17 protein-coding genes are annotated in these 25,651 nt (G+C 32.6%); 4 read left to right on the top strand and 13 right to left on the bottom strand.

The window, feature by feature from the left end; translation table 11 throughout:
- Nucleotides 1–4: 4 nt before the first annotated feature.
- The 8 genes from P0R33_RS20110 to P0R33_RS20075 form a co-directional block, all read right to left on the bottom strand.
- The gene (locus tag P0R33_RS20110) at nt 5–1,246 is read right to left on the bottom strand and encodes a glycosyltransferase family 4 protein (protein WP_276172944.1); all 1,242 of its coding nucleotides are present in this window, start codon (nt 1,244–1,246) and stop codon (nt 5–7) included.
- Complete coding sequence (locus P0R33_RS20105) at nt 1,243–2,322, bottom strand: hypothetical protein (RefSeq protein WP_276172943.1); 1,080 nt, start codon at nt 2,320–2,322, stop codon at nt 1,243–1,245. Before P0R33_RS20105 ends, P0R33_RS20110 begins: the two co-directional genes overlap by 4 nt.
- A gap of 85 nt (nt 2,323–2,407) precedes the next feature.
- Nucleotides 2,408–3,700, bottom strand: a complete 1,293-nt coding sequence (locus tag P0R33_RS20100) for a polysaccharide biosynthesis protein (protein ID WP_276172942.1) — start codon at nt 3,698–3,700, stop codon at nt 2,408–2,410.
- Nucleotides 3,701–3,747: 47 nt separating this feature from the next.
- Entirely contained in the window at nt 3,748–5,160 is a 1,413-nt protein-coding gene (locus tag P0R33_RS20095) for a UDP-glucose 6-dehydrogenase (RefSeq protein WP_276172941.1), read from the bottom strand.
- 51 nt (nt 5,161–5,211) lie between these two features.
- The gene (gene gmd / locus P0R33_RS20090; RefSeq protein ID WP_276172940.1) at nt 5,212–6,336 is read right to left on the bottom strand and encodes a GDP-mannose 4,6-dehydratase; all 1,125 of its coding nucleotides are present in this window, start codon (nt 6,334–6,336) and stop codon (nt 5,212–5,214) included.
- Nucleotides 6,337–6,443: 107 nt separating this feature from the next.
- On the bottom strand, nt 6,444–7,394 hold the full coding sequence (locus tag P0R33_RS20085) for a GDP-L-fucose synthase (RefSeq protein WP_276175674.1): 951 nt from the start codon (nt 7,392–7,394) through the stop codon (nt 6,444–6,446).
- 22 nt (nt 7,395–7,416) lie between these two features.
- Nucleotides 7,417–8,418 (bottom strand): sugar phosphate nucleotidyltransferase, encoded by a 1,002-nt coding sequence (locus tag P0R33_RS20080; protein ID WP_276172939.1) that lies wholly within the window; start codon nt 8,416–8,418, stop codon nt 7,417–7,419.
- On the bottom strand, nt 8,408–8,842 hold the full coding sequence (locus P0R33_RS20075; RefSeq protein WP_184162518.1) for an adenylyltransferase/cytidyltransferase family protein: 435 nt from the start codon (nt 8,840–8,842) through the stop codon (nt 8,408–8,410). The genes P0R33_RS20080 and P0R33_RS20075 overlap by 11 nt, the downstream gene beginning before the upstream one ends.
- A 610-nt stretch (nt 8,843–9,452) precedes the next feature.
- On the opposite strand from P0R33_RS20075, the gene P0R33_RS20070 reads away from it, so the two are divergent.
- Entirely contained in the window at nt 9,453–9,950 is a 498-nt protein-coding gene (locus tag P0R33_RS20070; protein ID WP_276172938.1) for a UpxY family transcription antiterminator, read from the top strand.
- A gap of 53 nt (nt 9,951–10,003) precedes the next feature.
- On the opposite strand, the gene P0R33_RS20065 is transcribed toward P0R33_RS20070, so the two are convergent.
- The 5 genes from P0R33_RS20065 to P0R33_RS20045 form a co-directional block, all read right to left on the bottom strand.
- Nucleotides 10,004–10,207 carry a helix-turn-helix transcriptional regulator gene (locus P0R33_RS20065; RefSeq protein WP_184162524.1) on the bottom strand — a complete coding sequence of 68 codons (204 nt, stop codon included), beginning with the start codon at nt 10,205–10,207 and terminating at the stop codon, nt 10,004–10,006.
- A gap of 68 nt (nt 10,208–10,275) precedes the next feature.
- Entirely contained in the window at nt 10,276–10,506 is a 231-nt protein-coding gene (locus P0R33_RS20060; RefSeq protein WP_144219045.1) for a helix-turn-helix transcriptional regulator, read from the bottom strand.
- Nucleotides 10,507–11,104: 598 nt separating this feature from the next.
- Entirely contained in the window at nt 11,105–13,282 is a 2,178-nt protein-coding gene (locus P0R33_RS20055) for a hypothetical protein (RefSeq protein ID WP_276172937.1), read from the bottom strand.
- Complete coding sequence (locus tag P0R33_RS20050; protein ID WP_276172936.1) at nt 13,279–14,007, bottom strand: hypothetical protein; 729 nt, start codon at nt 14,005–14,007, stop codon at nt 13,279–13,281. The genes P0R33_RS20055 and P0R33_RS20050 overlap by 4 nt, the downstream gene beginning before the upstream one ends.
- Nucleotides 14,008–14,021: 14 nt before the next feature.
- Nucleotides 14,022–14,501: a T9SS type A sorting domain-containing protein gene (locus P0R33_RS20045; protein WP_276172935.1), complete on the bottom strand. Its 480-nt coding sequence runs from the start codon at nt 14,499–14,501 to the stop codon at nt 14,022–14,024.
- A 959-nt stretch (nt 14,502–15,460) separates the two neighbouring features.
- Here P0R33_RS20045 and P0R33_RS20040 point away from each other — a divergent pair.
- The 3 genes from P0R33_RS20040 (at nt 15,461) to P0R33_RS20030 (ending at nt 25,616) form a co-directional block, all read left to right on the top strand.
- On the top strand, nt 15,461–20,755 hold the full coding sequence (locus tag P0R33_RS20040; RefSeq protein WP_276172934.1) for a polyketide synthase: 5,295 nt from the start codon (nt 15,461–15,463) through the stop codon (nt 20,753–20,755).
- An 81-nt stretch (nt 20,756–20,836) separates the two neighbouring features.
- Nucleotides 20,837–24,847 carry a non-ribosomal peptide synthetase gene (locus P0R33_RS20035; RefSeq protein ID WP_276172933.1) on the top strand — a complete coding sequence of 1,337 codons (4,011 nt, stop codon included), beginning with the start codon at nt 20,837–20,839 and terminating at the stop codon, nt 24,845–24,847.
- The gene (locus P0R33_RS20030; protein WP_276172932.1) at nt 24,834–25,616 is read left to right on the top strand and encodes a 4'-phosphopantetheinyl transferase superfamily protein; all 783 of its coding nucleotides are present in this window, start codon (nt 24,834–24,836) and stop codon (nt 25,614–25,616) included. Before P0R33_RS20035 ends, P0R33_RS20030 begins: the two co-directional genes overlap by 14 nt.
- Nucleotides 25,617–25,651: the final 35 nt, after the last annotated feature.

The raw sequence follows: 25,651 nt of genomic DNA, 5'->3' as shown, positions 1-25,651 counted from the left end.
GCTTTTAATTATTTAAGGAAGAAAGTGCATCAGCCATTTCTTGTCCGTAAACCGACCAAGGTCTTGTTTTAGCTTTGCTTTGAGCAGCAAGTCCAAATTCTTCTAACATCTGTGGCTTTTCTAGTATTTTGTTAATTACCTCTTTTATAGCTTCTGAAGAACCAGATGGTACGATCCATCCATCTTTCTCATTTTCTATTAAATCGGTTCCAGCTGTTCGATCTGTTGTAATTACAGGGATTCCTTGTGACATTGCCTCTGTAATTACCAATCCAAATCCTTCAAATAATGAAGGAAAAACAAATACATCATGTTCGTGCATGCATTCTAGTACTTGATCATGCGATAAAGATGGAATCCAGTTATGTTTTTCTAAAGCTGTATTTAATGCTGTGCAATCAGAAACCGATTTATGACCTACTACAGTCAACTCGACTTTATCTTGCAATCCTTCAACGGCTTCAAATAAATAAGAGATTCCTTTGCGTTGCGATAATCCTCCAATAAATAAAACTTTAAGTTTTCTGTTTTCTAAAGACTGATATTTCTTTTCTTTTTTGACCTCTGGAAAACCATACGGAATAACTTTTACTTCTGGTAGATTTCCTTTATATTCTTCTAGCGTTTTTTTTGTAAAACTGCTGGCAACAAAAATTACATCTGCCAGAGCCAATTCTTGGTCTTTTTTGTTCAACTTCTCTTCTGAGTCATTAAAACCTGTAATTGTGCTAGACCAATCTGGGTTAATATCAAACTCTTTTTGCATTAATAAACGAGCACTTCTCCAGTAACCAATTGGCAAATCATAAATGCACTTAAGTCCTAATTGTTTAGCTTCTTTAAAAGTAGATAATGCTCCATCCTCGTAAGCATATACCGCAGCTAATCCATTTTTTTTGGCTTTGGCTAAATTAGTAGCAGTCCATTTATCATGTTCCTGATAGACATTATCAATACAAAAAAAGCCTTTTTCGTGTTTTACCAAAAAATCTAATTTTAGCTTTGAAGCTAACAAACGTCCAAACTCAAAAAAAGATTTAGACTTTGTGTAAGGTTGCCAAGACTTGCTTAAACTTCTTCTTTTTAAATCTTTTAACTTTGGATTGTTTCCTAATTTAAACAGCAATTGATCAGGAAAAATGGCAATTGACGTGAATAATTTAAATAGAAGCTGGTTTTTTAATAACCCAATTACTAAATTCTTTGAATTTGCATTTAAAGTCGGATGAGAAACAAGCAGCTTCATAAAACAGAAATTGAATTAATAAACTGATCGGCCATAGTATTCACATTAGCTCCTTCAATATTCATTGGAACTATATTTAGATTATTTTTTTCGTATTTAATAATTTGCGGAATTACATAATGGCCTTTTGTTGGTGTCCAATTTCGAGAAACACATATCGTATTAAGCTGATGTTCTTTATATGCTGCATAAACACCGCTTTTTTCACTCTGATAATAAGGCGTTGTAGATATTCCGAAATCACTGTTTCTAAGCACTTGCGAAATCACATTTTCTGGCTGAAGACCTAAAACCTCATAGCGAATATTATAATAATCTAATATTGCCGTGTAATTTGTTAATTCTGGTCCGTTTTTTCCAATGAAAACAAATTTTATTGGTTTGCTAAATTGATCTGAATTTATCATTAGATCCTCAATAAAATCTTCAAAAGGAGCTCCATTATGAATCGTTCCAAATAAAACAAATTGAGCAAATTCTCTACGGTCAATTTTTACCGCTGTTAGAGGTATATTGCCACAAATTGGTAAAATTTCTGCATCAATATTATGAGATTTTAGAAAATACTGATAAAGCTGATTTTGTGTATTAATGAAATGAGTTTTGGTATTTTGAATTATCTTTTTAGCAATTACTTGCTGTAATTTGCCAATTAATTTATGTTTTAAAGAAGATTCAGTATCTATTCCTAGCCATAACTCATGAAACATAATATGCCATTTGTGATTTCCTCTTATTTTTTTCAAATAAGAAGGCAACCAAAAAGGCAAACCTTTCGGATTAAAGCTATAAGGCACATATTGTAACGAAATCAAATCTGGTTCAAAATCTTTCAAAACATTCTGCAACCATATCAAACGCTGTTTATTAGTTGTCGATGCTGGAATTCTGTGTGCTATAACAGTTGTTTCTTCTACAATTTGACTTTCAGTAGAATAATAAATAATCTGATCGCATAAAGACAAAATCTGTGCTTTATGACCTGCTTTTATAAGTTTGCCGCATAATCGGCGTGTATAATCACCTACACCATCATTACCTAATTCGACAGAGCCGCAAATGAAAAGAATATCCATATTATTTATACTGAAAATTTAACTTTTATAAATGAATCCAAAACTTTGATAATCTCAGAATTATCTTTTTTATATTCTTTGAACTTTATTTCTTTACTTGAAGAATATTGTAAATGCAAAATAAAATAGTCTGAAATAATACAATTAATCCAGTAGCAATATTGAAAAACAAAACGCCTTTAAGCGTACTTAAATCTAGCATACTAGCAAAAGCAATGATAGCCAAAACGCTAACTGCAATTGACAAAATTGGAGATATAGCCCAGCCTCTCGCACTGTATAGGTTGAAAACTACACCAGTCATTAGCCCAATGCAGCTACTAATGACAGTCAAAAACAATTCATACGACAATCCTTTATAAGAATCTCCAAGAATCCAAAGTATAGGTGCAGGAAAAAGATAAACGAAAACTGTAACGATGAATAATATAACAACTAAAAGAATCATTATTTGTAAAAAACGTTTTAATAGAAGATATTTATCTGATTCTAATTTTGCAAAACGCGGAATAATTAATGTTGTAATAATTACATTAAAAATAGATAATATAACACTCAATCTACTCAAAGCTCCCAACTGAGCCAGAGAACTAGTATTTCCAAATACAGAAATTAACCAAATAGTTATTTGTCCTGAAAGGCAATAATAAATTGATGTAGGCAAAAGACGTCTAACTAAAGCTAAAATGTCTTTTCTAATTTCTTTATCAGGCTGTTTATCTTTAGCGGCCATAGTGTAAACGATTTTCCTCAAGCCAACATTTCCCCAGACGCGAGGAATTCCTCCAGCCATAACTGCCACTAAAGCCCAAGGAAAAATAAACATTGTTAAACCAAGCAAAAGCAATCTTCCAATTCCAACTTCTACCTGATTGCGTTGCAAGGGCAAAATACTCTGATTTAATTTTGGCACAATCTCAAGTAAAGAATCAGACAATGCTGCATAAAATGCTGGAATCATTGCAATCGATATTAAGATAGCCATCAGCCAGCTAGATCCGTTTCTGATTAAAAGATAAATTAAGATTGGAATAGAAACTACAAAACTTGCTACTGCAAATCTTTTTCTAAGATCTAGTCCTGTTGCTAAAACAACACCCATTTTTTCTTTATTATGCCATGCTTTCCCTCCTTTTGACATTACGCCAGTTGCAATACCACTATCTGCAAGCACGGTCATGGTTCCCAACATAGTATTGGCTAAGGTGTAAAAAGCATACTCTTGAACTGGCAACAATCGAATAATTAAAATACCCGAAATTAATCCTATAGCTTGTATTAAGATTTGTGCTCCTCCAGTAATAGAGATTAGCTTTCCCCAGTTAATGAAGATTTCATATTTGGGATGTTGTTTGAATTTTAGCAAAATATTTTTCAAGAAAATGGATTATAATCGTTTAAAAAACTTCAAAAAAATAGGCTACTTTAACCTTTCCCTATTCCTTTTATTTGAAAACCTATGGCTCTTAATTTTTCTGAATCCAGAATATTACGTCCGTCAAATACAAAAGCTGGTTTATACATGTTGACGTAAATCGAATTCCAATCGTATGTTTTAAATTCGTCCCATTCAGTCAAAACCGCAACTGCATGAGATTCATTAAGCGCTTCTTCGTAAGATTTATAAATAAAAATCTGTTTTAATTTCGCTTCAATTTTTTGCTCTGTAAATCCTTTTAGTTCCCACAGATAGCTCATATCTGCTTTAACTTTTTCTTCAGAAACTTTAGGATCATAAACATGAATTTCGGCACCGTCTTCAATTAAATGCTCTGCTACATAAATTGCTGCAGATTCACGAGTATCATTAGTGTCTTTTTTAAATGCCCATCCTAAAAAAGTTATTTTTTTACCGCTTACAGTATTAAAAAGAGAAGTAATAATTTTTTTTGCAAAACGGTATTTCTGATAATCATTTAAAATGGTAATCTGTTCCCAATAATTTGCTACTTCTGGTAAATTAAAGTATCGGCACAAATACACTAAGTTTAAAATATCTTTTTGAAAACAAGAACCTCCAAAACCTACTGATGCTTTAAGAAATTTAGGTCCAATACGACTATCAGTTCCAATTGCAGCGGCTACCTCATCAACATCTGCTTCTGTTACTTCACATAAAGCAGATAAGGCATTAATCGAAGAAATTCTTTGCGCCAAAAATGCATTCGCAGTTAATTTAGATAATTCTGAAGACCAAACGTTTGTAGTTAAGATCTGTTTAGGAGACAGCCAATGCGAATAAACATCAACTAAAGCCTGAATTGCTTTTTTACCGCTTTCAGTTTGATTTCCACCTATTAAAACTCGATCAGCGTTCAATAAATCTTCAATAGCTGTTCCTTCTGCCAAAAATTCAGGATTAGAAAGTACTTCAAATTTAACTCCGTTTCCTGTATGATCTAAAATAGTTTGTAAAGTTTCGGCTGTTCTAACTGGAAGAGTCGATTTCTCCACAATAATTTTATCATTTTTTGCTATTCTAGCAATTTGTCTTGCACATAGTTCGACAAATTTTAAATCAGCAGCCATACCTTTTCCTTCTCCATAATTTTTTGTTGGAGTATTTACGGCTATAAAAATCATATCGGCCGCTTCAATTGCGCTATCAACATCTGTTGAAAAGAACAAATTACGTCCTCTTGCTTCTTTTACAACTTCGGCAAGTCCTGGCTCATAAACTGGTAATTTATCTAAATCTTCTTCATTCCAAGCAGCAATTCGATTTTCATTTAAATCAACAACTGTTACTTTTATTTCAGGGCATTTTAATGCAATTACAGACATTGTAGGACCGCCTACGTAACCTGCGCCTAAACAACAAATATTTTTGATTTTCATTTAATTATCTTTTTCGAGGCAAAAAATGTTTGTTTCTCTTTTACTAATCTATTATTCAAAATAATTTAAAATCGCGAAACCAGAATCTTTTAAAAGCTGTTCTTTTCTCATTAGTTTTATGTCTGATTCCATCATTTCTTTTACTAATTCTGACAACTCATATTCGCATTCCCAGCCTAATTTTGTTCTAGCTTTAGTAGGATCTCCAATTAATAAATCAACTTCTGTAGGTCTAAAATAATGCGGATCTACAGCCAATACTTCTTTTCCGATTGGCAATTGATAATCAGGATTACTGCAAGAAACAACAAAACCTTTTTCTTCAACACCTTGACCTTTAAATTCTAACTCAATACCAACTTCGGCAAAACTCATTCTTACAAATTCACGAACTGGAGTAGTTTTTCCGGTAGCAATTACAAAATCTTCTGGTTCATCTGCCTGAAGAATCATCCACATCATTCGAACATAATCTTTAGCATGTCCCCAATCACGTTGTGCGTCTAGGTTTCCTAAGTATAATTTGTCTTGCAATCCCAAAGCTATTCTTGATGTGGCTCTTGTAATTTTACGTGTTACGAAAGTTTCTCCACGAATTGGTGATTCGTGATTGAATAAAATTCCATTACAAGCGTACATTCCATATGCCTCTCTATAATTTACAGTAATCCAAAAAGCATACATTTTTGCTACTGCATAAGGAGATCTCGGATAAAAAGGTGTAGTTTCTGTTTGCGGAACTTCTTGTACTTTACCATACAATTCTGAAGTTGATGCCTGATAAATTCTGGTCTTTTTTTCTAAACCTAATAAACGAACTGCATCTAAAATTCTTAATGTTCCTAATGCATCTACATTTCCAGTATATTCAGGCGTTTCAAAAGAAACTGCTACATGGCTCATTGCTGCCAAATTGTAGATTTCATCTGGTTGAATTTCCTGAATCAAACGAGTTAAATTTGTACTATCACTCATATCACCGTAGTGAAGAATAAAATCTCTATTCTCGATATGTGGATCTTGATATAAATGATCAATTCTATCGGTATTAAACAAAGATGTACGTCTTTTTAATCCGTGAACGATATAACCTTTTTCTAACAAAAATTCACTTAAATAAGCGCCATCTTGTCCTGTCACTCCTGTGATAAATGCTGTTTTTCTTGCTGGATTCATAATATTATTATAAGGCACAAAGGCATTATGCTGCAATGTTGCAAAATTGATAAAATCTTAATTTTAAAGTCTTTGGGTGAGTCTCTAGATTTAAAGAGAATGAAGCTTTAGTAGCTTTTTTCTTTTAAACTTTCTATGTTTTCTAGAAACCAATTGTAGGTTTTTTGAATTCCTTCTTCTAAATTCACTTGGTGTTTCCATCCGATGTTGTGCATCTTAGAAACATCCATTAATTTTCTTGGTGTTCCATCGGGCTTGCTGTCATCCCAGATGATTTCTCCAGTATGCCCCACAATTTTCTGTATTGTTGACGCCAACATTTTAATGGTCAAATCTTCTCCAGTTCCAACATTATACAAATGTTCTGGCAATTTGTTTTCTAAAGCAAAAACTACTGCTTCTGCCATATCATCAACAAACAAAAATTCTCGCATTGGGGTTCCGCTTCCCCAAAGTATTACAGATGCATTGTTACTCTCTTTGGCTTCGTGAAATTTGCGAATCATTGCTGGCAAAACATGAGAGCTGCTCAAATCAAAATTATCGTGAATACCGTATAAGTTGGTCGGCATTAAACTCACATAATCTTTGTTGTACTGTTTGCGAATAGCCTCGCACAATTTTACACCAGTAATTTTAGCTAAAGCATACCATTCATTCGTTTTTTCTAAAGAAGCGGTTAACAAATAATCTTCTTTTAAAGGTTGTGGAGCAAGTTTTGGATAAATACAAGAACTTCCTAAAAAAATAAATTTATCTACATCTAAATTGTAAGCTTCACTAATTAGATTGTTTTGAATTTGCATATTTTCCATCAAAAATTGATACGGAAAATCATTGTTTGCCAGAATCCCTCCCACTTTTGCAGCGGCGTCTATAATAACATCTGGCTTTACTTTTTGAAGAAATTCTCGAACTGCATATTGATCTCTCAAATCTAGTTCTTTGCTAGATGCACCAATAAGATTGCTGTAACCTTTTGCAGTCAAGCTTCTCCAAATGGCACTTCCAACCATCCCCTTATGTCCAGCAATATATATTATCGCGTTTTTATTAATCATTGTTTTTAATTATTTACAATTACAATAATGGAGAATCGATAGATTCTAATTGCTGATAAACTTGTTTTACTTCTTGAGAATTTTCCTTTTGCAACACCATCAAAGCATCGGCAGTATAAATCAGGATACAATTTTTTACTCCTATAAAAGTTGTATGCATGGAAGTTCCAATTACAATATTTCTATTGGAATCTATAGGATGACCTTTTTCAACCAAATAATCATAAACCGATTCAAAAGAACCAAGATCTGACCATTCAAATTGTGCAGGAACAACTTTAATAGCATCGCTCCTTTCCATAACAGCATAATCAATGCTTATAGATGGTATGTTTAAAGATAATTCATAATCTAGAAAACCGTCTTTATTTCCTTCCCAAGCCGTTTTTGACGCCCAATAAACTTCAGGTTCCTGGCTAACAAGCTCCGCTAAAAACTTGCCAGCTTTGAAACAAAATAGTCCACTGTTCCAGAAATAATTTCCGTTCTCCAGATATAATGATGCTGTTGCTAAATTTGGTTTTTCATGAAATGCGATGACATTTTCATTTTCAAATTCGATATAACCATAACCCGTTTCTGGTTTAGTTGGTTTAATACCAAAAGTTACTAGATAATCTTGGTTTGCAAGAGCAATTGCTTTATGCAAAGCATTACTATACAAATCGTTGCCATCGATAACGTGATCAGATGGAGTAATCAATAAAATATCATCTGGTTCTGATGCAAAGGCTGCAAATGCAATAGCTGCTGCAGTATTACGAGGAAGAGCTTCTACAATATGAGTAAAAGGTTTCTCGAATTTAGACATAATGTCATTGCTCATTTTATAATTCTCAATATTACCAACTACTATAGTTTTATCGGAAATATTTAAATTACGAGCCACCGTTTTTTCAAAAAGCGACTCCCCATCAAAAAGTTCAAGATATTGCTTAGGCAATGTCTTTCTGGAAAGAGGCCATAATCTACTTCCTACTCCTCCAGTTAAAATAACATGTGTAACAGTATTAATTTCCATTTGAATGCACTAAAACCTCTCTTTGATAAACTTCATGACGTAAATTAGTACTCGAAAAACGATGATCTCTAGTATTAAAATACAATTCAATTCCTTTTTCCTCGCAGTAAGTTCTACCAGTAAAATCTCTCTCTTTATATTCGTCTCCTAAGATGCGTACATCAATAGCAAAAGCTTTTAAAATATCTTCTAAATCTTGTTCTGTAGCATAAGGAACAATTTCATCAACAAACTTACACGCCTTAAGCTGTATGTATCTTTCGACAACTGTTTGAGTTGGTTTGTTTTTTGTCGGACGATCTAATGTTGGATCCGTTTGTAAACCAACAATTAAGTAATCACAATGTTGTTTTGCTTCTTCAAGCATTTTAACGTGCCCTGCATGTAACAAATCAAAAGCACTAAATGTAATTCCGGTTCTCATATGCTTAATGTTTTTAAATTAAAAAAATATGCTTGTTAATGTTGAATGCTTAGTAAATCATAATCTGCCATTTTACTGGGGTTACAGAACTTTTTTTTAAATTTTAAAAAAGGGTTCCCCGTGAATAGTTACATTTTAACTACTCAAAAAAATCAAATTATAAATGGTAAAAAAATCAAATTATTATCGATTTTGACTAACTGAAAATGATTAAAACTTCGATAAAAAAACAAGAAATTTTAGTCATTATCACAGCACTAATTCTCTATAATAATTTGAGATAAAATTATAATAATAGGGCTGATCGCAAATCTCATTTTTGTTGCTAAATGTCCTTAATAAGGAAATTTTAGTATAAAACTCATCTATTATTTTCGTGTCTTAGATTTAAATTTACCACTTAGTTTAAAGACCGAAAGTCTTGTAATTATTGATAATTTATAAAAAACTCTTATTTACATCGATTGCGAAATATTTCTTTTCAGAATGTTTGTATTTTAAAAAAGTAGTTACATAAAAGAATATCGTTTTTCTAAAAATTTGAGAGAAATACAAAAAGAGTTAAAAACAACATTTTCTATTAAAAAACTATTTAAAATTTTTACAGAATATGAAATGGTATGTAGTGTACACAAAACCTAAATGGGAAAAAAGAGCAGCAGAACAATTAACTAAATTCAACATAAACTGTTATTGCCCTGTTATAAAAAAGATACAGCAAAGATCAGACAGAAAGGTTAAGGTTGAAGTTCCGTTATTCAACAACTACATATTCGTACAACTGCAAGAAAAAGACAGAAATTTAATATTTGATTCTCCTGGTGTAGTAAGATATTTATTTTGGTTAGGAAAACACGCAATTGTAAAAGACCATGAAATTGCGACTATTAAAGAGTGGCTTGATACTGGAGATACTTCTCAAGAGATATCTGTTATGCAATATCAAATTGGTGATAAGGTACACTTAAATTCTGGACCTTTTTGCGATCAAAATGCTGTTGTAAAAGATATTACAAAAACACACTATGTATTAATTTTAGAATCTTTAGGTTATGTTTTAAAACTAAAAAACGTAAATAATAAATCAGAAAAGAAAGAGCTGATATAAGAAATGCTTATCTTTTTTTACTCTTTTTTATAGAACAAATACAATTGGAAAATTTAATTTTCTAATTGAAAAATCTGACTCTTTTTAATGCCAAGAATCTTAACTAATCGATCTAGTTTTGACAACTTAAGGTCGACCATTCCGTTTTCGATTTTCTCGTATGTTTTTACACTCATTTCCATTTGAATAGCTACATATTCAGGAGTATGATTATTCTGCAACCGATACTCTTTAATCTTTAAGTAGTAATTTTCCATGATATTATTTTTTTATTTTAACTTATTAGTTTTATTACTTTAATAATTAATAAATTACACAAGAAATATCATCTAGTTTCACTAAAAAAAATGGAAACATCGAATTTAAATATGAACTCAATTGAGACCTCTAAAACTTTTGAAATTTCTATCAATTTAGAAACTGTTAAATCAACATCACCCCTTTCAATTTTCCCGTAACCGCTAGTACTCATTTTTAATTCTGCAGCTACATACTCTCGGGTGAAATTTTTTAATTCTCTTATTTTTCTAATATTTTCGTATACACTATATTTCATAAAAAATAAAAAAGTATAAATAATTCATATTTTAAAGCTACTGTCATCATAAAATAAAACTCGCAAAAGTTTTAAATTACATTTGCCTTATTATTGTAAATAAATCACCTTTTAACAGTAACTATTCAATTATTAACAACGTTTAAAGCTAAATGACACTTTTTCTTTATCATTCATTTTAATTTTCGATCAAAAATATAGAATGTTTTGACCATATAATAATAAATCTGTTCAACGGATTTTAAAATCCGATAAAATACACCATGTTGAGTTTTACGGCTTGTATCATCGGTAATAAATTGCTAAAAAACTTACTTTATAAGAGAATAAGCACGTAGTTTTACTTGCTTTAGCTATCAATTTATCACTAACCAAATACTAAAAAAAGTAGTTAAAGCTAAAAGATTGCCATATCACAGAAATGATAGCTTTGAAAAGTTGTTTTTCAAACTTTAAAATAGGATTTAAAAACAGGTAACAAACCAATATAATTTTGTTTTTACAATAAACACTTTTAGTTGCATTGTAAGATCTATAAATAAAAAAACCGTTAATTTAAAAAATTAACGGTTTGTATTATCATGTCTAAGTTACAGCCTTACTGCGTTACTAAAAGTTGCGGATAAGGATTTGAAGCGGTATTTATAATTACTGTAGAAACACCTTCTTTCATATTTACAAGCAACTTACTAAGAGTCGAGTTTGCTTTAAAATTATTATTCATAAATACCCCTGAATATTTACTATTCCAATCTCCATCTATAACCAGAGAAGAAATACTACTTGTAACAGTAGAATTTAAAATACTCACAAAAACAGGGTTGTATATAACTGATGAAAACATAGGTGTTGCATCCGAAAAATTAGATCCCTCAATATGTGCCGCAATTGATTTAATTGTTGATTTCGTATTACTATTGCCTGAAAAGTTAACACCATAAAGAGAAATCTGCTCGCTCTTAATCACATGATTACCATTAAAGTTGGTAAAATCACTATTTATAACCATTGGATAATTATTTGCAGCTAAATCAAGCGCTGTTTGACCTCCACTAAATTTACAATCAATCCATGCATTCAAATTATCAGCTCTTGTTGCTATCATTGAAACTGATGTAGCACAATTTATAAATTGACTTTTATAAAATACTGTTTTATCTACGAAGCTTGAATTATCTGAAACACCACCTGGAAGAGGCTGTTGATAAAAGCCTTTATTACAATTTACAAAAGAAATATTATCAAAAAAATTATTATCAAACCCCATCATCTTATCTAAATGAATACCAATAGTCTGATCTCTAAACACAACATATTTCAACCACACAAAACTCATATGCTGTGTGCCAAAATTTTGTGAAGAATAAACTCCTGTACTTCCACCTTGCAATGTCAAATGTGACAAAACAAAATTATCATCCTGGCCACCGGTAAGGGTAATTAAAGGAAAATCGTCTTTTAAACCAACAATAACTGTTTTACCAGTACCTTTCCCCATAATTCCATGTTTTCTATCAAGAGGCATTTTTAAGGTTGAACTAATATAAAATACTCCTTCCGGAAGATCTGCAATACCTGCATTATTAATTAAATTTTGAATATATGTGGTACTGTCTGGCTTTCCTACTCTATCAGTTCTCCAATTTGGTCCTAAAGGATCTGGTAACGTTTCCCATGTAGGTCTTGCCCAAGGCGTATATTTTGTCCCTAAAATAGAGCTACTTAAATTAGCAAGAATTGTAGAGTTTGTTATTGCCGCGGTTTGCTCTACATTATTATATTTTATAGAATTACTATTATCTAAGTTACCCCATAAATCATATCCTGTAACTGTACCTGTGCTTCTTTTGTACCCTCCTAAAGCATTTATAAGCGTCATATTTGTCCTTGGCGATATTACATCAAATTCAGTATTAAGCTTTTTATTTAATATAAGTACGTTTGTTGCATCAATATCATAAGCTCCGGTACGTACTGCTGAGTATGAATTACCACCTCCTAAATCTGTAATTTTAACATTCCCCATATTAGACGCCTTAAACATCGCATTAGATCCTGCTCCATTAAGATTCCATCCTTCTGCATCAATACCAACAAAAGTAGCCGATTGAAGATTAGTCAACTCTGATGTATCTCCATGAGGTGTTAGAAAATTTGTATGCAAATGCACGTTTCCGTAACTCGGAGTTACTGCATTTCCTTTCATCGTTAATACTTTCGTTATACCTGATTGATGTTTTATAAACCTATTGTTTCTAAAATAACCAGACTGACTGCAATCAATAACTATAGGTCCACCATAATTTATGAAAGAATTATTCTCAAATGTTGCATTCGTTGCTTTCAAAGTTGCCCATTTTATTGATTTAAATGTACAATTAGAAATTACTCCTCCTGCTTCAAGAGTTATGGTTTTATCTGCTGGAATTAAATATTCTACCACAACGCCAGTACTTCCAGCAGCTATAGTAATATTCGAAAATGCATTAAGTGATGGATGCCCATATAATTTTTGATTACTTTTCATAACAATATTCACTCCAGAGTAATCTCCCTTTTCTAATCTTACAGCACCATATTTATCTAAAGCCTGTTGGATAGTTGCTTTTTGTGCAATCGGCAGCAAATAAGCATTAAAATAAGCTACTTCTTCAGCCTGATTGTTTACAACTGGAGTTTCCGGAGTAGTCTTAACCGGAGTTTCATCTATTGCATAATGATAATTCTGCGAAAAACCAGCCGTTGAAAGAAGCAAAAAATAAATTAAATGTTTCATTGTCCTGATATAATATAGGAGTTTGTTCCTGTTTTTCTAAGAAATCCAAATCTCACGTTTCCAGCTGTACTTGTAAATTTAGCGCTTCCTGCTGCAGTATAATTTAATGTAACACCAGAAGCTGCCTGTACCGTTAACACAGCCCCATTGTGAGCTTCTAAGTTAATGGTTTCGCCAACTGCCATGCTTCCAAAATCTGAAGTCAATGTTAATGTAGATGCAGTTGTGCATTCTATTGTATTATTTACATCACTAGCAGCGATATTTCTCGAAGAAGTAAATGAAACAATTGCTGATCTAAATGGAGTACTTGAAGTGCCTCCTGCAGTTTTAGCGTACAAGGCGTAAGGAACACTTAAAAGCTGTGTTACTCCAGTGATATTAAAATTACTTCCTCCTTTTACATCAACTTGTGTTTCTATATAGTAAGGACCTTTATCCCAAGCTATTTTACTAAAATCACCTGTTACAATTGTCCCTGTTCCTATTTCTAAAGAAACTAATCCATTCGCATTAGTCGTTGGAGAATGTGTTTCTTGATAAACGATAGTTCCTGTAGCGGTACTTTGATGAACAATCACTTTTAGGCTTATCTTAGAATTAACAACCAAGCTATTGTCTTGTGCACGAATGATTGCCTGATAACTCATTTTTTCAGGTGATTGTGCAAATACCTTAAATGATAGCGTTACAAATAATAATATAAGGGTATGTGCCAGTTTCATTAGATCTTCCGTTTTTAATTTTTAATTATTTTAAATGATTTCAAAATCTTATTGTCTACATATACTACGAGTATATAAATAGACGGACTAAGATTATTTAGACTGACTTGGGTATCAGCTTGATTAATTGTATTTTGTTTTAAAAGCCTTGCTTGAATATCGTAAAGTCTGTACGATCGCTGTCCGCCTTCCAATTCCATACCATTCATACTTATATTAACAAAGTCTGCAGTTGGATTTGGGTAAACAAACATTTCGGCTTTAGCAGGTTCTTCTACATCTGGGGTATCTAATGTTTCGTCTTTTACTTGCTGTTGAATTCCTTGAGCTACATTGTAAACGGCATCAACTCCCATATAAGTATAAAATACTTGGCCGATTGAATAAGCTACTGTGCCAGAAGTTCCCGTTGCATTGTTTCCAGATGTAATTATAGTTTCCATTAAATTATCATTACTTTGACTAATTCCTACAAAAGGAATAAAAAACATCATAATAATGATTAGTTTTATATGTCTCGGTCGCGAATGCTTCACAGTTTATTATTCTTAGATTATTTTATAGTGCAAAAATATTTAAATTCAAAAAATAATCGATATAATAAAACTTATTTCCGATAATCTGCATATAATGTAGTATTTTAGTGACTATTTACTTACATTGGAAAAGTTAAAAAAACGCTTAATTTTTTTTGATTAGCCATTTAGAAAGTTACAATCCAATTCAGACAAATTGTAACACTAAATATTCTTGGGCTTTTAATCTTAGTAGGAAGATTTACAAAATAACGACGATTTATTTGTTTAATTATATATGTAGATGCTTTTTATTTAATTTTTAATACACCTATCCATATAATTTGAAATTCATAATTATTAAGTGTATAAATAACAAAAAATTTATTCAACCAGCATTTACACAACTGATTTACAAATATTTAAATAGCCTTACTAGGACTATTTTATCCTGATTTATACAATTGAGCAATTTCGGTAGATTTTAGCAAAAGAATTGAGAGCTGAAAAGAAGAAAAAAGCACTTTAAAAAGCATTAAATGAACGGCAAAAAAGCAAATTAAATCAAAAATGGATTTTGAAATACCTACGCTATTTTTTTAATAAAACTTGTCTTATTCAATTCAAAATATGCCATTCATCGAGAATAATGGCTTTATATAGAAAATGCGCGTTTTACTGAAATATTTTTCCTTTTTTTGATCATCTTATTGAATAATAAGTGATAAAATCTATTTAAACATAGAAATAAAATAAAGGCCAAAACTAATTAAACTCTTACATGAAGTAATTGTTAAGCAAATAAAGCTTTAATGAAAAATGTAATCTTATTCCGCTAAATAATTAAAAAAAACACGATTTAAAATCTTGTTTCTTTTTTAGTCCAACGCCAATATTACCATTTTATTTTACTCAACTTTAATTTTAATACAATTAAAATGAAAAGATCTAACAACAATTCAGACAAAGAGATAAATGGAGCTAAGATGGTGTATCCAGAAAGTGCTCTTCATGAACTTTTTGCTAAGCAAGCGGAAGCATCACCAAATGCCATAGCATTAGAATTTGATGATGAAAAGATTACATATGCTTCATTAGCAAATAAGACTAATCAGATAGCGAATTATTTTTTAGAGCAAGGTTTAAGTCCTGGACAATTTGTTGCTGTATCAATGGACAGAAGTCCTAATTTAATTGCTTCACTTTTGGCAATTTTACAATGTGGAGCTGCTTATTTACCATTGGATCCGAAATTTCCAACAGAAAGGTTAGAATTCATGCTTGAAGATTCTGAAGCCGCATTTTTACTTACTACAGAATCTCTTTCTTCATCATTGCCTAATAGTTCAAAAACTATATTAATTGAAGACATATTATCTTCATTAGATCAATATCCTTCTACACCGTTATCAATTACGGTTTTGCCCGAAAAAGTAGCCTATATAATGTATACTTCTGGTTCTACCGGAAAACCAAAAGGTGTAACTGTAACACACAAAAATTTAGTAAACTTTCTTTTTAGTATGGCAATTGAGCCAGGTATCGAGCCGGCAGATAAACTGTTATCGATTACAACTATCTCATTTGATATCGCTGGACTAGAATTATTTTTACCTTTAATTAAAGGCGCTTCAGTCGTTTTTGCTGATTACGAAACGACGCGCGACGGTCAGCTTTTATTCAATCTTTTACAGAAAAAAGAAATCACAATATTACAGGCTACACCAACTACGTGGCAATTGCTATTAGATTCTGGCTGGAATACGCCTCTACCTATAAAAGCACTTTGCGGCGGAGAAGCTATGCCATTAAATCTTGCACGCTCATTAACGGCACGATGTAATTCTCTTTGGAATATGTATGGTCCGACTGAAACTACAATTTGGTCTGCCGTAAAACAAATTAAAGCCGAAGACGAATTAATTACAATCGGATTTCCTATTGCAAATACACAAATATATTTATTAGATGAAAATCGTAAAGTTGTCGAAGCTGGAGAAATTGGAGAAATTGTAATTGGCGGAGACGGAGTTGCAGAAGGTTATTGGAAACGTGAGGAACTTACGGCTGAAAAATTCATCTCGAATCCGTTTTCAGATGAAAAAGATTCTATTCTTTATCGTACTGGAGATTTAGGAAAATTACTTCCGAATGGCGAATTGCAATGTTTAGGACGTATCGATCACCAAGTAAAACTTCGAGGACACAGAATTGAATTAGGTGAAATCGAAGCAACTTTAAATACACTTTCAGGCATTAAACAATCTGCTGTAATTGTAAGCAGACATTTTGGAAATGAAGATAAATTGATAGCTTACTTAAAAACTAGCGGAGAATCAGGAGATGAGAAACTGATTCAAGAAGCACTTTCTAAAGTTTTACCAGATATTTTAATTCCATCAAAATTTATTTGGGTAGAAGAATTTCCGATAACACCAAACGGAAAAATTGACAAAAAAAATCTTCCACTTCCAGAAAATACCAGACCAGATTCTGCTCCTCTTTACAAAAAACCAACTACGAAATTAGAAAAAGACATTGCAAAAATCTGGAGCGAAGAATTAAAAATAGCAGAAATAGGCATTGATGATGATTTCTTTGATATTGGAGGAAGTTCAATTCTTGCTCAAAAAGTAACAACCTCTATGAAACAGTTTTTATCTGTAGATGTTCCTGTTTCAAAAATCTATATTCACCCAACAATTAAAGAACTTGCTTCTATTTTAGAAGAACAAAATGACACCGAAGAATCATTTGAGTTTAAAGCACCAAATCATTATGGAGGTTCTGCAGATATTGCGGTAATTGGTATGGCAGGGAGATTTCCAGGTTCTGATACGATAGAAGAACTGTGGGAAAATCTTAGAGATGGTAAAGAAACCATTTCACTTTTTACAAAAGAAGAACTAGACAGCAGTTTGCCCGAAAGTCTTAGAAATGATCCGCTTTATATTGGTGCAAGAGGAGTTTTGCCTTCTGCAAAAACATTTGATCCAAGTTTCTTCGGATTAAATCCGCAGCTTGCCGCAGCAATGGATCCGCAAATTAGAGTGTTTTTAGAAATTTCATTTGAAGCATTAGAACAAGCTGGACATCTTCCTAAGCATTATAAAGGAAGCATTGGTGTTTATTCTGGAAGCGAAATCAATACGTATTACGAAAACAATATTTTCTCAAATAAAGAACTTAAAAGTTCGATTGGAGAATTACAAATTTATACTGTCAACGGAAAAGACTTTATTGCACCGCGTACTTCTTACCATTTAAATTTAAAAGGACCTTCAGTAAGTGTACATTCTGCTTGTTCTACTTCACTATTGGCTGTTGCCGAAGCTGTAAAAGCAATAAGAACTGGAATGTGCGATGTAGCTCTTGCAGGAGGATCGAGCGTAACTTGTCCTATAAATAGCGGACATCTTTATGACGAAGGTTTTATTAAAAGTCCAGACGGTTCTACTCGCTCTTTTGAAGCTTCTGGAAAAGGAACCGTTTTTAGCGATGGCGCTGGAGTTGTCTTGCTTAAAAGATTAGAAGAAGCAGAAAAAGATGGTGATATAATTTATGGTATAATTAAAGGTGTTGGCGTAAATAATGACGGTGGAGACAAAGGAAGCTTTATGGCTCCAAGTCCAAAAGGTCAGGCCGGCGCTATAATTAATGCATTTAACGATGCTCAAGTCTCGCCTTCGACTATTTCTTATATGGAAGCGCACGGTACTGCAACACCAATTGGAGATCCTATAGAAATTGAAGGCCTTAAAATTGCTTACGGCAAACAAGATAAAAACAACTATTGTGCTTTAGGATCTATAAAAAGCAATATGGGACATACAACGGCCGCTGCTGGTGTCGCTGGATTGATAAAAGTATTGCTAGCCATGCGTCATAAACAAATACCGCCAATGGTTAATTTTGAAAAACCAAATCCTAATATTGATTTTGATAATAGCCCTTTTTATATCAATAATAAATTAATAGAATGGAAATCTGACGGAATCAGAAGAGCTGGTATTAGTTCTTTTGGAATTGGAAGTACAAATGTGCATGTTATTGTTGAGGAATATAACAAAGAACCTATACCGTCTTCAACTGGAAGACCAATGGATATTTTGATGTGGTCTGCAAAAAGTCAAAATAGTTTGTTAGGCTACGAAAATACTTTGGGGCATTTTATTGATAAATCTAAAGAAACACCTTTAGCAGATATTGCTTATTCTTTAAATATTACAAGAGACGATTTTAATCATAGAAGCTTTTTATTGGCAGATTCAACAGCAGATGCGGCTGAAAAATTAATTTCATTAAAAACAAAAAACACTAAATCTTCAATATTAAAAAGTGTGCCTAGCGAATTAGGATTTCTTTTCCCTGGACAAGGATCGCAATATTTGCAAATGGGTAAAAAACTTTATGATAACGAAAAAGTTTATCGCGAAGCCGTAGACAAATGTGCTGATATGTTAATGGGAGAATTGGGCTTAGATATTCGCGAAATTCTTTACCCTAAAGATCATTTTACAGACGCAGAAGAACTTCTTAGAAATACACGTTTAACGCAACCTTCCTTATTTGTTACAGAATATGCTTTAGCCCAATTATGGATGAGCTGGGGAATAAAACCAACTTTCCTTTGCGGTCATAGTATTGGAGAATTTGCTGCAGCACATTTGGCTGGAATTTTAAATCTAAAAGATGCATTGCATATCGTCGCTGTAAGAGGAAGATTAATAAGTCAATTGCCAGGCGGATCGATGCTGATTGTTCGTGTGCCAGTAGAAACATTAAATGAATTAAAACCAGATACACTTTCTATTGCAGCTATAAACTCAAAACAGTTTTGTGTTGTATCTGGAAAAAAAGAAGATATCGCAAGCTTCAATCAGGAACTTGATGCTAAAGAAATTCCGAATAGACTTCTTAATACAAGCCATGCCTTCCACTCTTTTATGATGGAACCAATTTTGGATGACTTTAGAAATGAGTTAGAAAAAATAAAATTGAACATTCCTCGATTGCCAATTATTTCAACTGCAACAGGAACGTGGCTTACAGATACAGAAGCTACAGATCCGACTTATTGGGTAAATCAGTTAAAAAATACGGTGCATTTTGCAGATGCAATGGACACGGCATTCGAATTAGAAGACTTTGTTTTATTAGAAGTTGGTCCTGGACAAACCTTAATAACTTTGGCGCGTCAACAGGCTGCTGGTAAAATTATACCTGCATTTCCAAGTATCAATTTCCCGAAAGACGAAAATGATAATGAGTACACTACATTATTGACTGCATTGGGCGAATTATGGTTACGAGGCATAAATCCTGACTGGAAATCATTTTATGGTGAACAGCAAAGACAGAAAATAGATTTGCCAAATTATATTTTTGACCGCAAACTTTGCTGGATTGAACCTTTGAGTATTGTAGAAACAGTAGTTCCTCAAAAAGCTGTCGTTTCTGAAGCGCCTGTTATTTCAATAGAAACTGAAAATAAAACAGTTGAAACTAAACATTCTAGAAAAGACGAAATCCTTTTTAAAATTTCAGATATTATAAAAAATGCTTCTGGAATAGTATATGAGTCTGAGTCTTCCTCAAATACTTTCTTAGAGTTAGGTTTAGATTCTTTATCGCTTACGCAATTATCAGGAAAGCTGAAAAAAGAGTTTGATTTACCTATTACTTTTAGACAATTAAACGAAGCGTATTCAACTCCTTCTCTTCTTGCAGATTATATAGAACTTAATCTTCCTGAAGAAGTTATTACTGAAATAAAAGAGGTAGAAAAAGTTGTAGAACATACAGCTTCGCCTTCGCAAAACGGAACACAATTATCCTCCAACCAAAGTCAGATTTCTTTAGAACAAATTGTTCAGCAGATTCAGCTTTTGAGTCAGAAAGTAGATCAGCTACAGAATTTTCAAAGCACTTCTGTAAACGGAAATGCTTCATTTGTAAATCTAAAAGCAGAAAATTTTGATGTTTCTAAATTTAACCATGACCTTAAACCTGAGACAAATGGTTCTGTAAAAACTAATGGAAATTCTGCGAATATTTTGGCACTTCATGATCAAGAGCGATTTGAAAACAACAATTATGAAAAGAAATATACGATAAAATCAAATGAACCGCCAGTACAGGGTAGCAAACTTGGAAGAGATGAAAGCGGAAATCCTGCATGGTTCATAGAAGATCCAAATCAGAACGGAAGTTTCGTTAAGATTAAGCTATAAGAGTTAGACAAAAAAAAATAGAAAGTTAATATTTTAAATTACCAATTTAAAAGTTGCAATTACATTTAAAATAGGTGCAAAATGAAAAATCAACCGCAAATACAAATAGAAATGGAAGCTGAAACAAAAATTCAATTTAATCCATTTTCCCCTGAAATCGAAAGAGTAATTCATACAACAAATTCGCAGCAGGAAATATGGACTGATTGCATTTTTGGCGGAAGTGATGCTAACAAGGCTTACAACTTATCTGTATCGATAAATTTTAAAGGAAATTTAATCATCGAGATTTTTGAGCAAGCTGTAAAAACTCTAATCGATCGTCATGAAGCTCTTAGAGCCTCTTTTAGTCCAGACGGTCGCTTTATGTGTATTTACAAAGATTACAGCATCAAAGTTTCTCAAAATGATCTTTCTGAAGCGCCTCCAATTGAAAAAGAATCGTCTATAGACAAACACATTAGAGAACAAGTTAGCGAGCTTTTTGATTTAGTAAGCGGTCCATTATTTAGAGTTAATTTGCTTAAAATTGATGAATTTGAAACAATAGCGACATTAACAATTCATCATATTGTGGGTGATGGACTAAGTATCGATATTATTCTAGAAGAACTTGGCGTACTATATTCTGCTTATCTTGAAGGCAAAGATTACGAGCTGCATGCTCCAGAAAAATTTAGTGAATTTGCCGAAAGGATAAATTCTTTGATGGAAAGCACCGATTACAAACCTTTAGAAGATTTTTGGATTGATATTTATAAAGAATCCGTTCCAACTATCGAATTACCAATTGACTTTGTAAGACCTTCATTAAGAACATACAACAGTAGCCGTCTAGATTTTGCTTTTGATGATGCTATTATTAGTGAATTAAAAAACATCGGAATAAAAACAAGCAGTAGTTTAGTAACAACTTTGCTTGCTTCGTTTGAGATTTTTCTATGCAAACTTACGGGACAAAATGATCTAGTAGTAGGTTTTCCTTCTTCTGGAAATACATTGTACGGCATGAGGCAACTAATCGGAGATTGTGTAAATTTGCTTCCTCTTCGCAGTAAAATCAATTCTGATATTAGTTTTCTAGATTATTTAAAACAAAGAAATACGCAATTATTTGATGCTTACGAACATCAGCAAGTTACTTTTGGACATCTTTTAAAGAGTTTTGCTATTGCGAGAGATCCGTCTAGAATTCCGTTGGTACCAGTTATTCTTACTGTAGATTTGAGCAGAACTATAGAAGATGATTTTTCATATACTGGTCTTACTCATAGCTTTAAGCCAAATCCAAGAGAATACGGAACATTTGAAATTCAGTTGCATATCTTTAGAGCTAAAAGCGGCCCTTCTTTTCAATGGACTTACAACACTACTTTATTCAAACCAGAAACCATAACTAAAATGATGGCTTCTTTTGAAGAAATCATTAAGGAAGTCATAGCAAATCCTACGAATCCATTATCAGATATTGTTGGCGGTAATTATTTAGCAGATTATGCTGAATTAAATGACACCGAAATGGCTTATCCTGATATTACTCTAACAGAGTTACTTAGAAAACAAGCAGAAATTACACCAAATAAAACAGCCGTAGAATTTCATGAATTAAAAACTACTTATAAAGAATTACACGAAAAGGTAAATCAAATGGCGCATTATCTGAAAGATCAAGGCGTTCAATCTGGCGATTTTATTGCCGTATCTTTTCCTAGAAGTCCAGAATTACTATATGCCTTACTTGCTATTATGCAATGTGGTGCGGCCTATTTGCCATTAGATCCAGATTACCCAAAAGAGCGTTTAGAATTTATGCTTAAAGATTCTAATGCAAGAGTTTTATTGACTACCAAAACTTTGTTTGCATCTTTGCCATCATGGCCGCAAACACTTTTTATAGAGGATGCTATAGAAACATTAAATAAGTATTCTGTTTTACCGCTTCCGTTTATGGTTAATTCAGAAAATAACGCTTATATTCTCTATACATCGGGATCAACAGGTAATCCGAAAGGTGTTCCAATTACTCATAAAAATTTAGTAAACTTTCTTTGCAGTATGGCATTGGAGCCAGGTATTAGCGAAAATGACCGATTACTTTCTATCACAACGATTTCTTTTGACATCGCTGGATTAGAATTGTATTTACCATTGATGAAAGGCGCTACATTAATACTGGCAGATCAAGAAACGGCAAGAGACGGAAGACTTTTACTTGATTTGGTAAAGAAAGAAAATATTAATTTCCTGCAAGCAACTCCAACAACTTGGTCAATGCTTTTAGATTCTGGATGGTCAGAAAAATTGCCACTTAAAGCATTATGCGGAGGTGAAGCAATGCCTGTAGATCTTGCCAACGAACTTTTGTCTAAATGTGATACGCTTTGGAATGTTTACGGCCCTACTGAAACCACAATATGGTCATCTGTAAAACAAATAAAAGCCGAAGATAAATTGATTACCATTGGAAAACCAATTGGAAATACTCAGATTTATCTAATTGATACTCAAGGTCAGCTTGTTGCTCCTGGAAATATCGGGGAGATTGTTATTGGTGGCGATGGCGTTGCAAAAGGTTATTGGAACAGACCAGAACTTTCATCAGAAAAATTTATTGCGAATAGATTTTCTTCCAAAAAAGAAGATATAATGTATCGAACTGGCGATTTAGGAAAGTTACTTGCAAACAATGAAATAGAATGTTTAGGACGTCTTGATCAGCAAGTTAAAATTCGAGGTCATCGTATAGAACCAGGAGAAGTTGAACAAGCATTATTGCTATTAGAGGGCATAAAATCTGCTGTAGTTCTAGCCGATGAAAATTTCTTAATCGCTCACATTGTTCCAGAAACAAGCATAGAAGAAGCTGAAAGTCAAGTTGCCTCTTGGCGAGAAACTTTAAGCACTCGATTACCAGCGCAATTAATGCCTCACGATTTTAATATAATCGAAAAGATACCAACAACTTTAAACGGTAAAATTGACCGTAAAGAATTGGGAAAATACAAAGCCAATAAAAAAATCTCTTACACGGCGCCTCGAACTGAAGAAGAAAATATTGTAGCAACGATCTGGAAAGAAAGCTTGAATCTAGATAATATCGACATTTTCAGTGATTTCTTCGAAATGGGCGGACATTCTATCAAAGGTGTAAAAGTGATGATTGAAATTGAAAAACATACCGGAATCCGAATTCCGCTGTCTTCTTTATTCAAATATTCAACAGTTGAGAAATTTGCTAAACTATTAAATACAGGAACAGAAATTTATTCTGATTGTTTGGTTCCAATAAAACCTGCAGGAAGCAAAGTGCCTCTTTTCATTATTCATGGAGCAGGATTGAACGTTTTGAACTTCATGAATCTGAGTAAACATTTTGACGAAGATCAGCCTATTTACGGAATTCAAGGTACTAAACCAAAAGGTTTTGAGGGATGGTATGAATCAATTGAAGCTATGGCTGCGCATTACATTGATGCTATTATAAAAGTAAATCCGAAAGGCCCTTATGCTTTGGCTGGTTTTTCTTTTGGAGGTATTGTAGCTTTTGAAATGACACGCCAATTGAAAGAGCAAGGAAAAGAAGTAAGCTTAACTGGCCTACTCGATTCTTATGTTGATTCTTCTTATTATTACGGAAGTTACAGAAGAAAACAACTTGTTAGATATTTTGATATAACTCATAGAAGATTAGACTTTTTAAAAGAAATGCTATTAAGCTGGAAAGCTTTCAAAATGCGTATAAATGGAAAAAGAGAATATATACTGCAAAGACATTTTGGAAAAAAAGTCGAAATGACGGAACAAGAAGAATTAGCATTGCAGCAATTTATTGAAGCCGATCGTATGGTGAAAAAAATTGTTGACCTCTATCATCTTAAGCCTCAAAATTTTAAAGTGGATTTATTCCGATCAAAAGATGATGAAAATTACAAATTAGATCCGACGCATTTAGGATGGAAAAAAGCAGCTTTAGGTGGTGTTACAATTCATAGCATTTCAGGAAATCACCTCAACATCGTTGCTCCGCCAAATGACAAAGTTTTAGCGAGACTACTTCAAGATATACTAGATGAAAACCATGAAAACCTCTAAGCTCTCTATTTCGTTTTTAGAGATAAAAGGTGTTGATTTTATTCCAGAAAAAGGGTATTCTTTAGATAGTGATGATATTGTTATTTACACTATTTATTTACCCAATTTCATGGATATGAAATCTGATTTATCTCAATTTCTAAATTCTATAGAACTCAAAAGAGTTAAAAGATATTATAAAGAAATTGACAAAGATAGATTTATCATCTACCGATCGATTCTAAAGCTCATTTTAGCAGCTTATACCAAACTAAACATCAAAAACATTTATCTTGATTATGACTTTAATAAAAAACCGTATTTAGCTTCGCATCCTTGGCTTCATTTTAATATTTCTCACTCAGAAGACTTTGCAACAATAGCAGTTTCTAGAAAAAAAGTTGGATTAGATATTGAATATATGAGCAAAGATTTCAACTTTACCAGTATGCTGCCTGATGTTTTTAGTGATAATGAAACAAAAATAATTGAGAATGCCAATGATAAAAAAAATACTTTTTACACTTTATGGACACGAAAAGAAGCCTTTGTTAAAGCCTTAGGGAAAGGTATCGACGAAGATTTTAAATACATTCCTTGTCTTGATGGCGAACATAATCTTGATTTTTCTTTAATAAAAAACTCTCAAAACTGGCAAGTAAGAAGTTTTGATCTAGAAGACGATTATTTAGGAGCGATAGCTTTTGAAGGTTTGCCAACAACTTCTGTGAACATAAATTTGTATAATGTATCGCAAAATATATTTACATTGTTAGAAATGGTCAAATAGCAACATTTCTTCATTCTATGAAATAAAAAAAAATT

Origin of the sequence: Flavobacterium sp. YJ01, assembly GCF_029320955.1 — a bacterium.
Lineage (GTDB): Bacteria > Bacteroidota > Bacteroidia > Flavobacteriales > Flavobacteriaceae > Flavobacterium.
The sequence above is the reverse complement of the archived record's forward strand: the minus strand, read 5'-3'. Positions and strand labels throughout refer to the sequence as shown.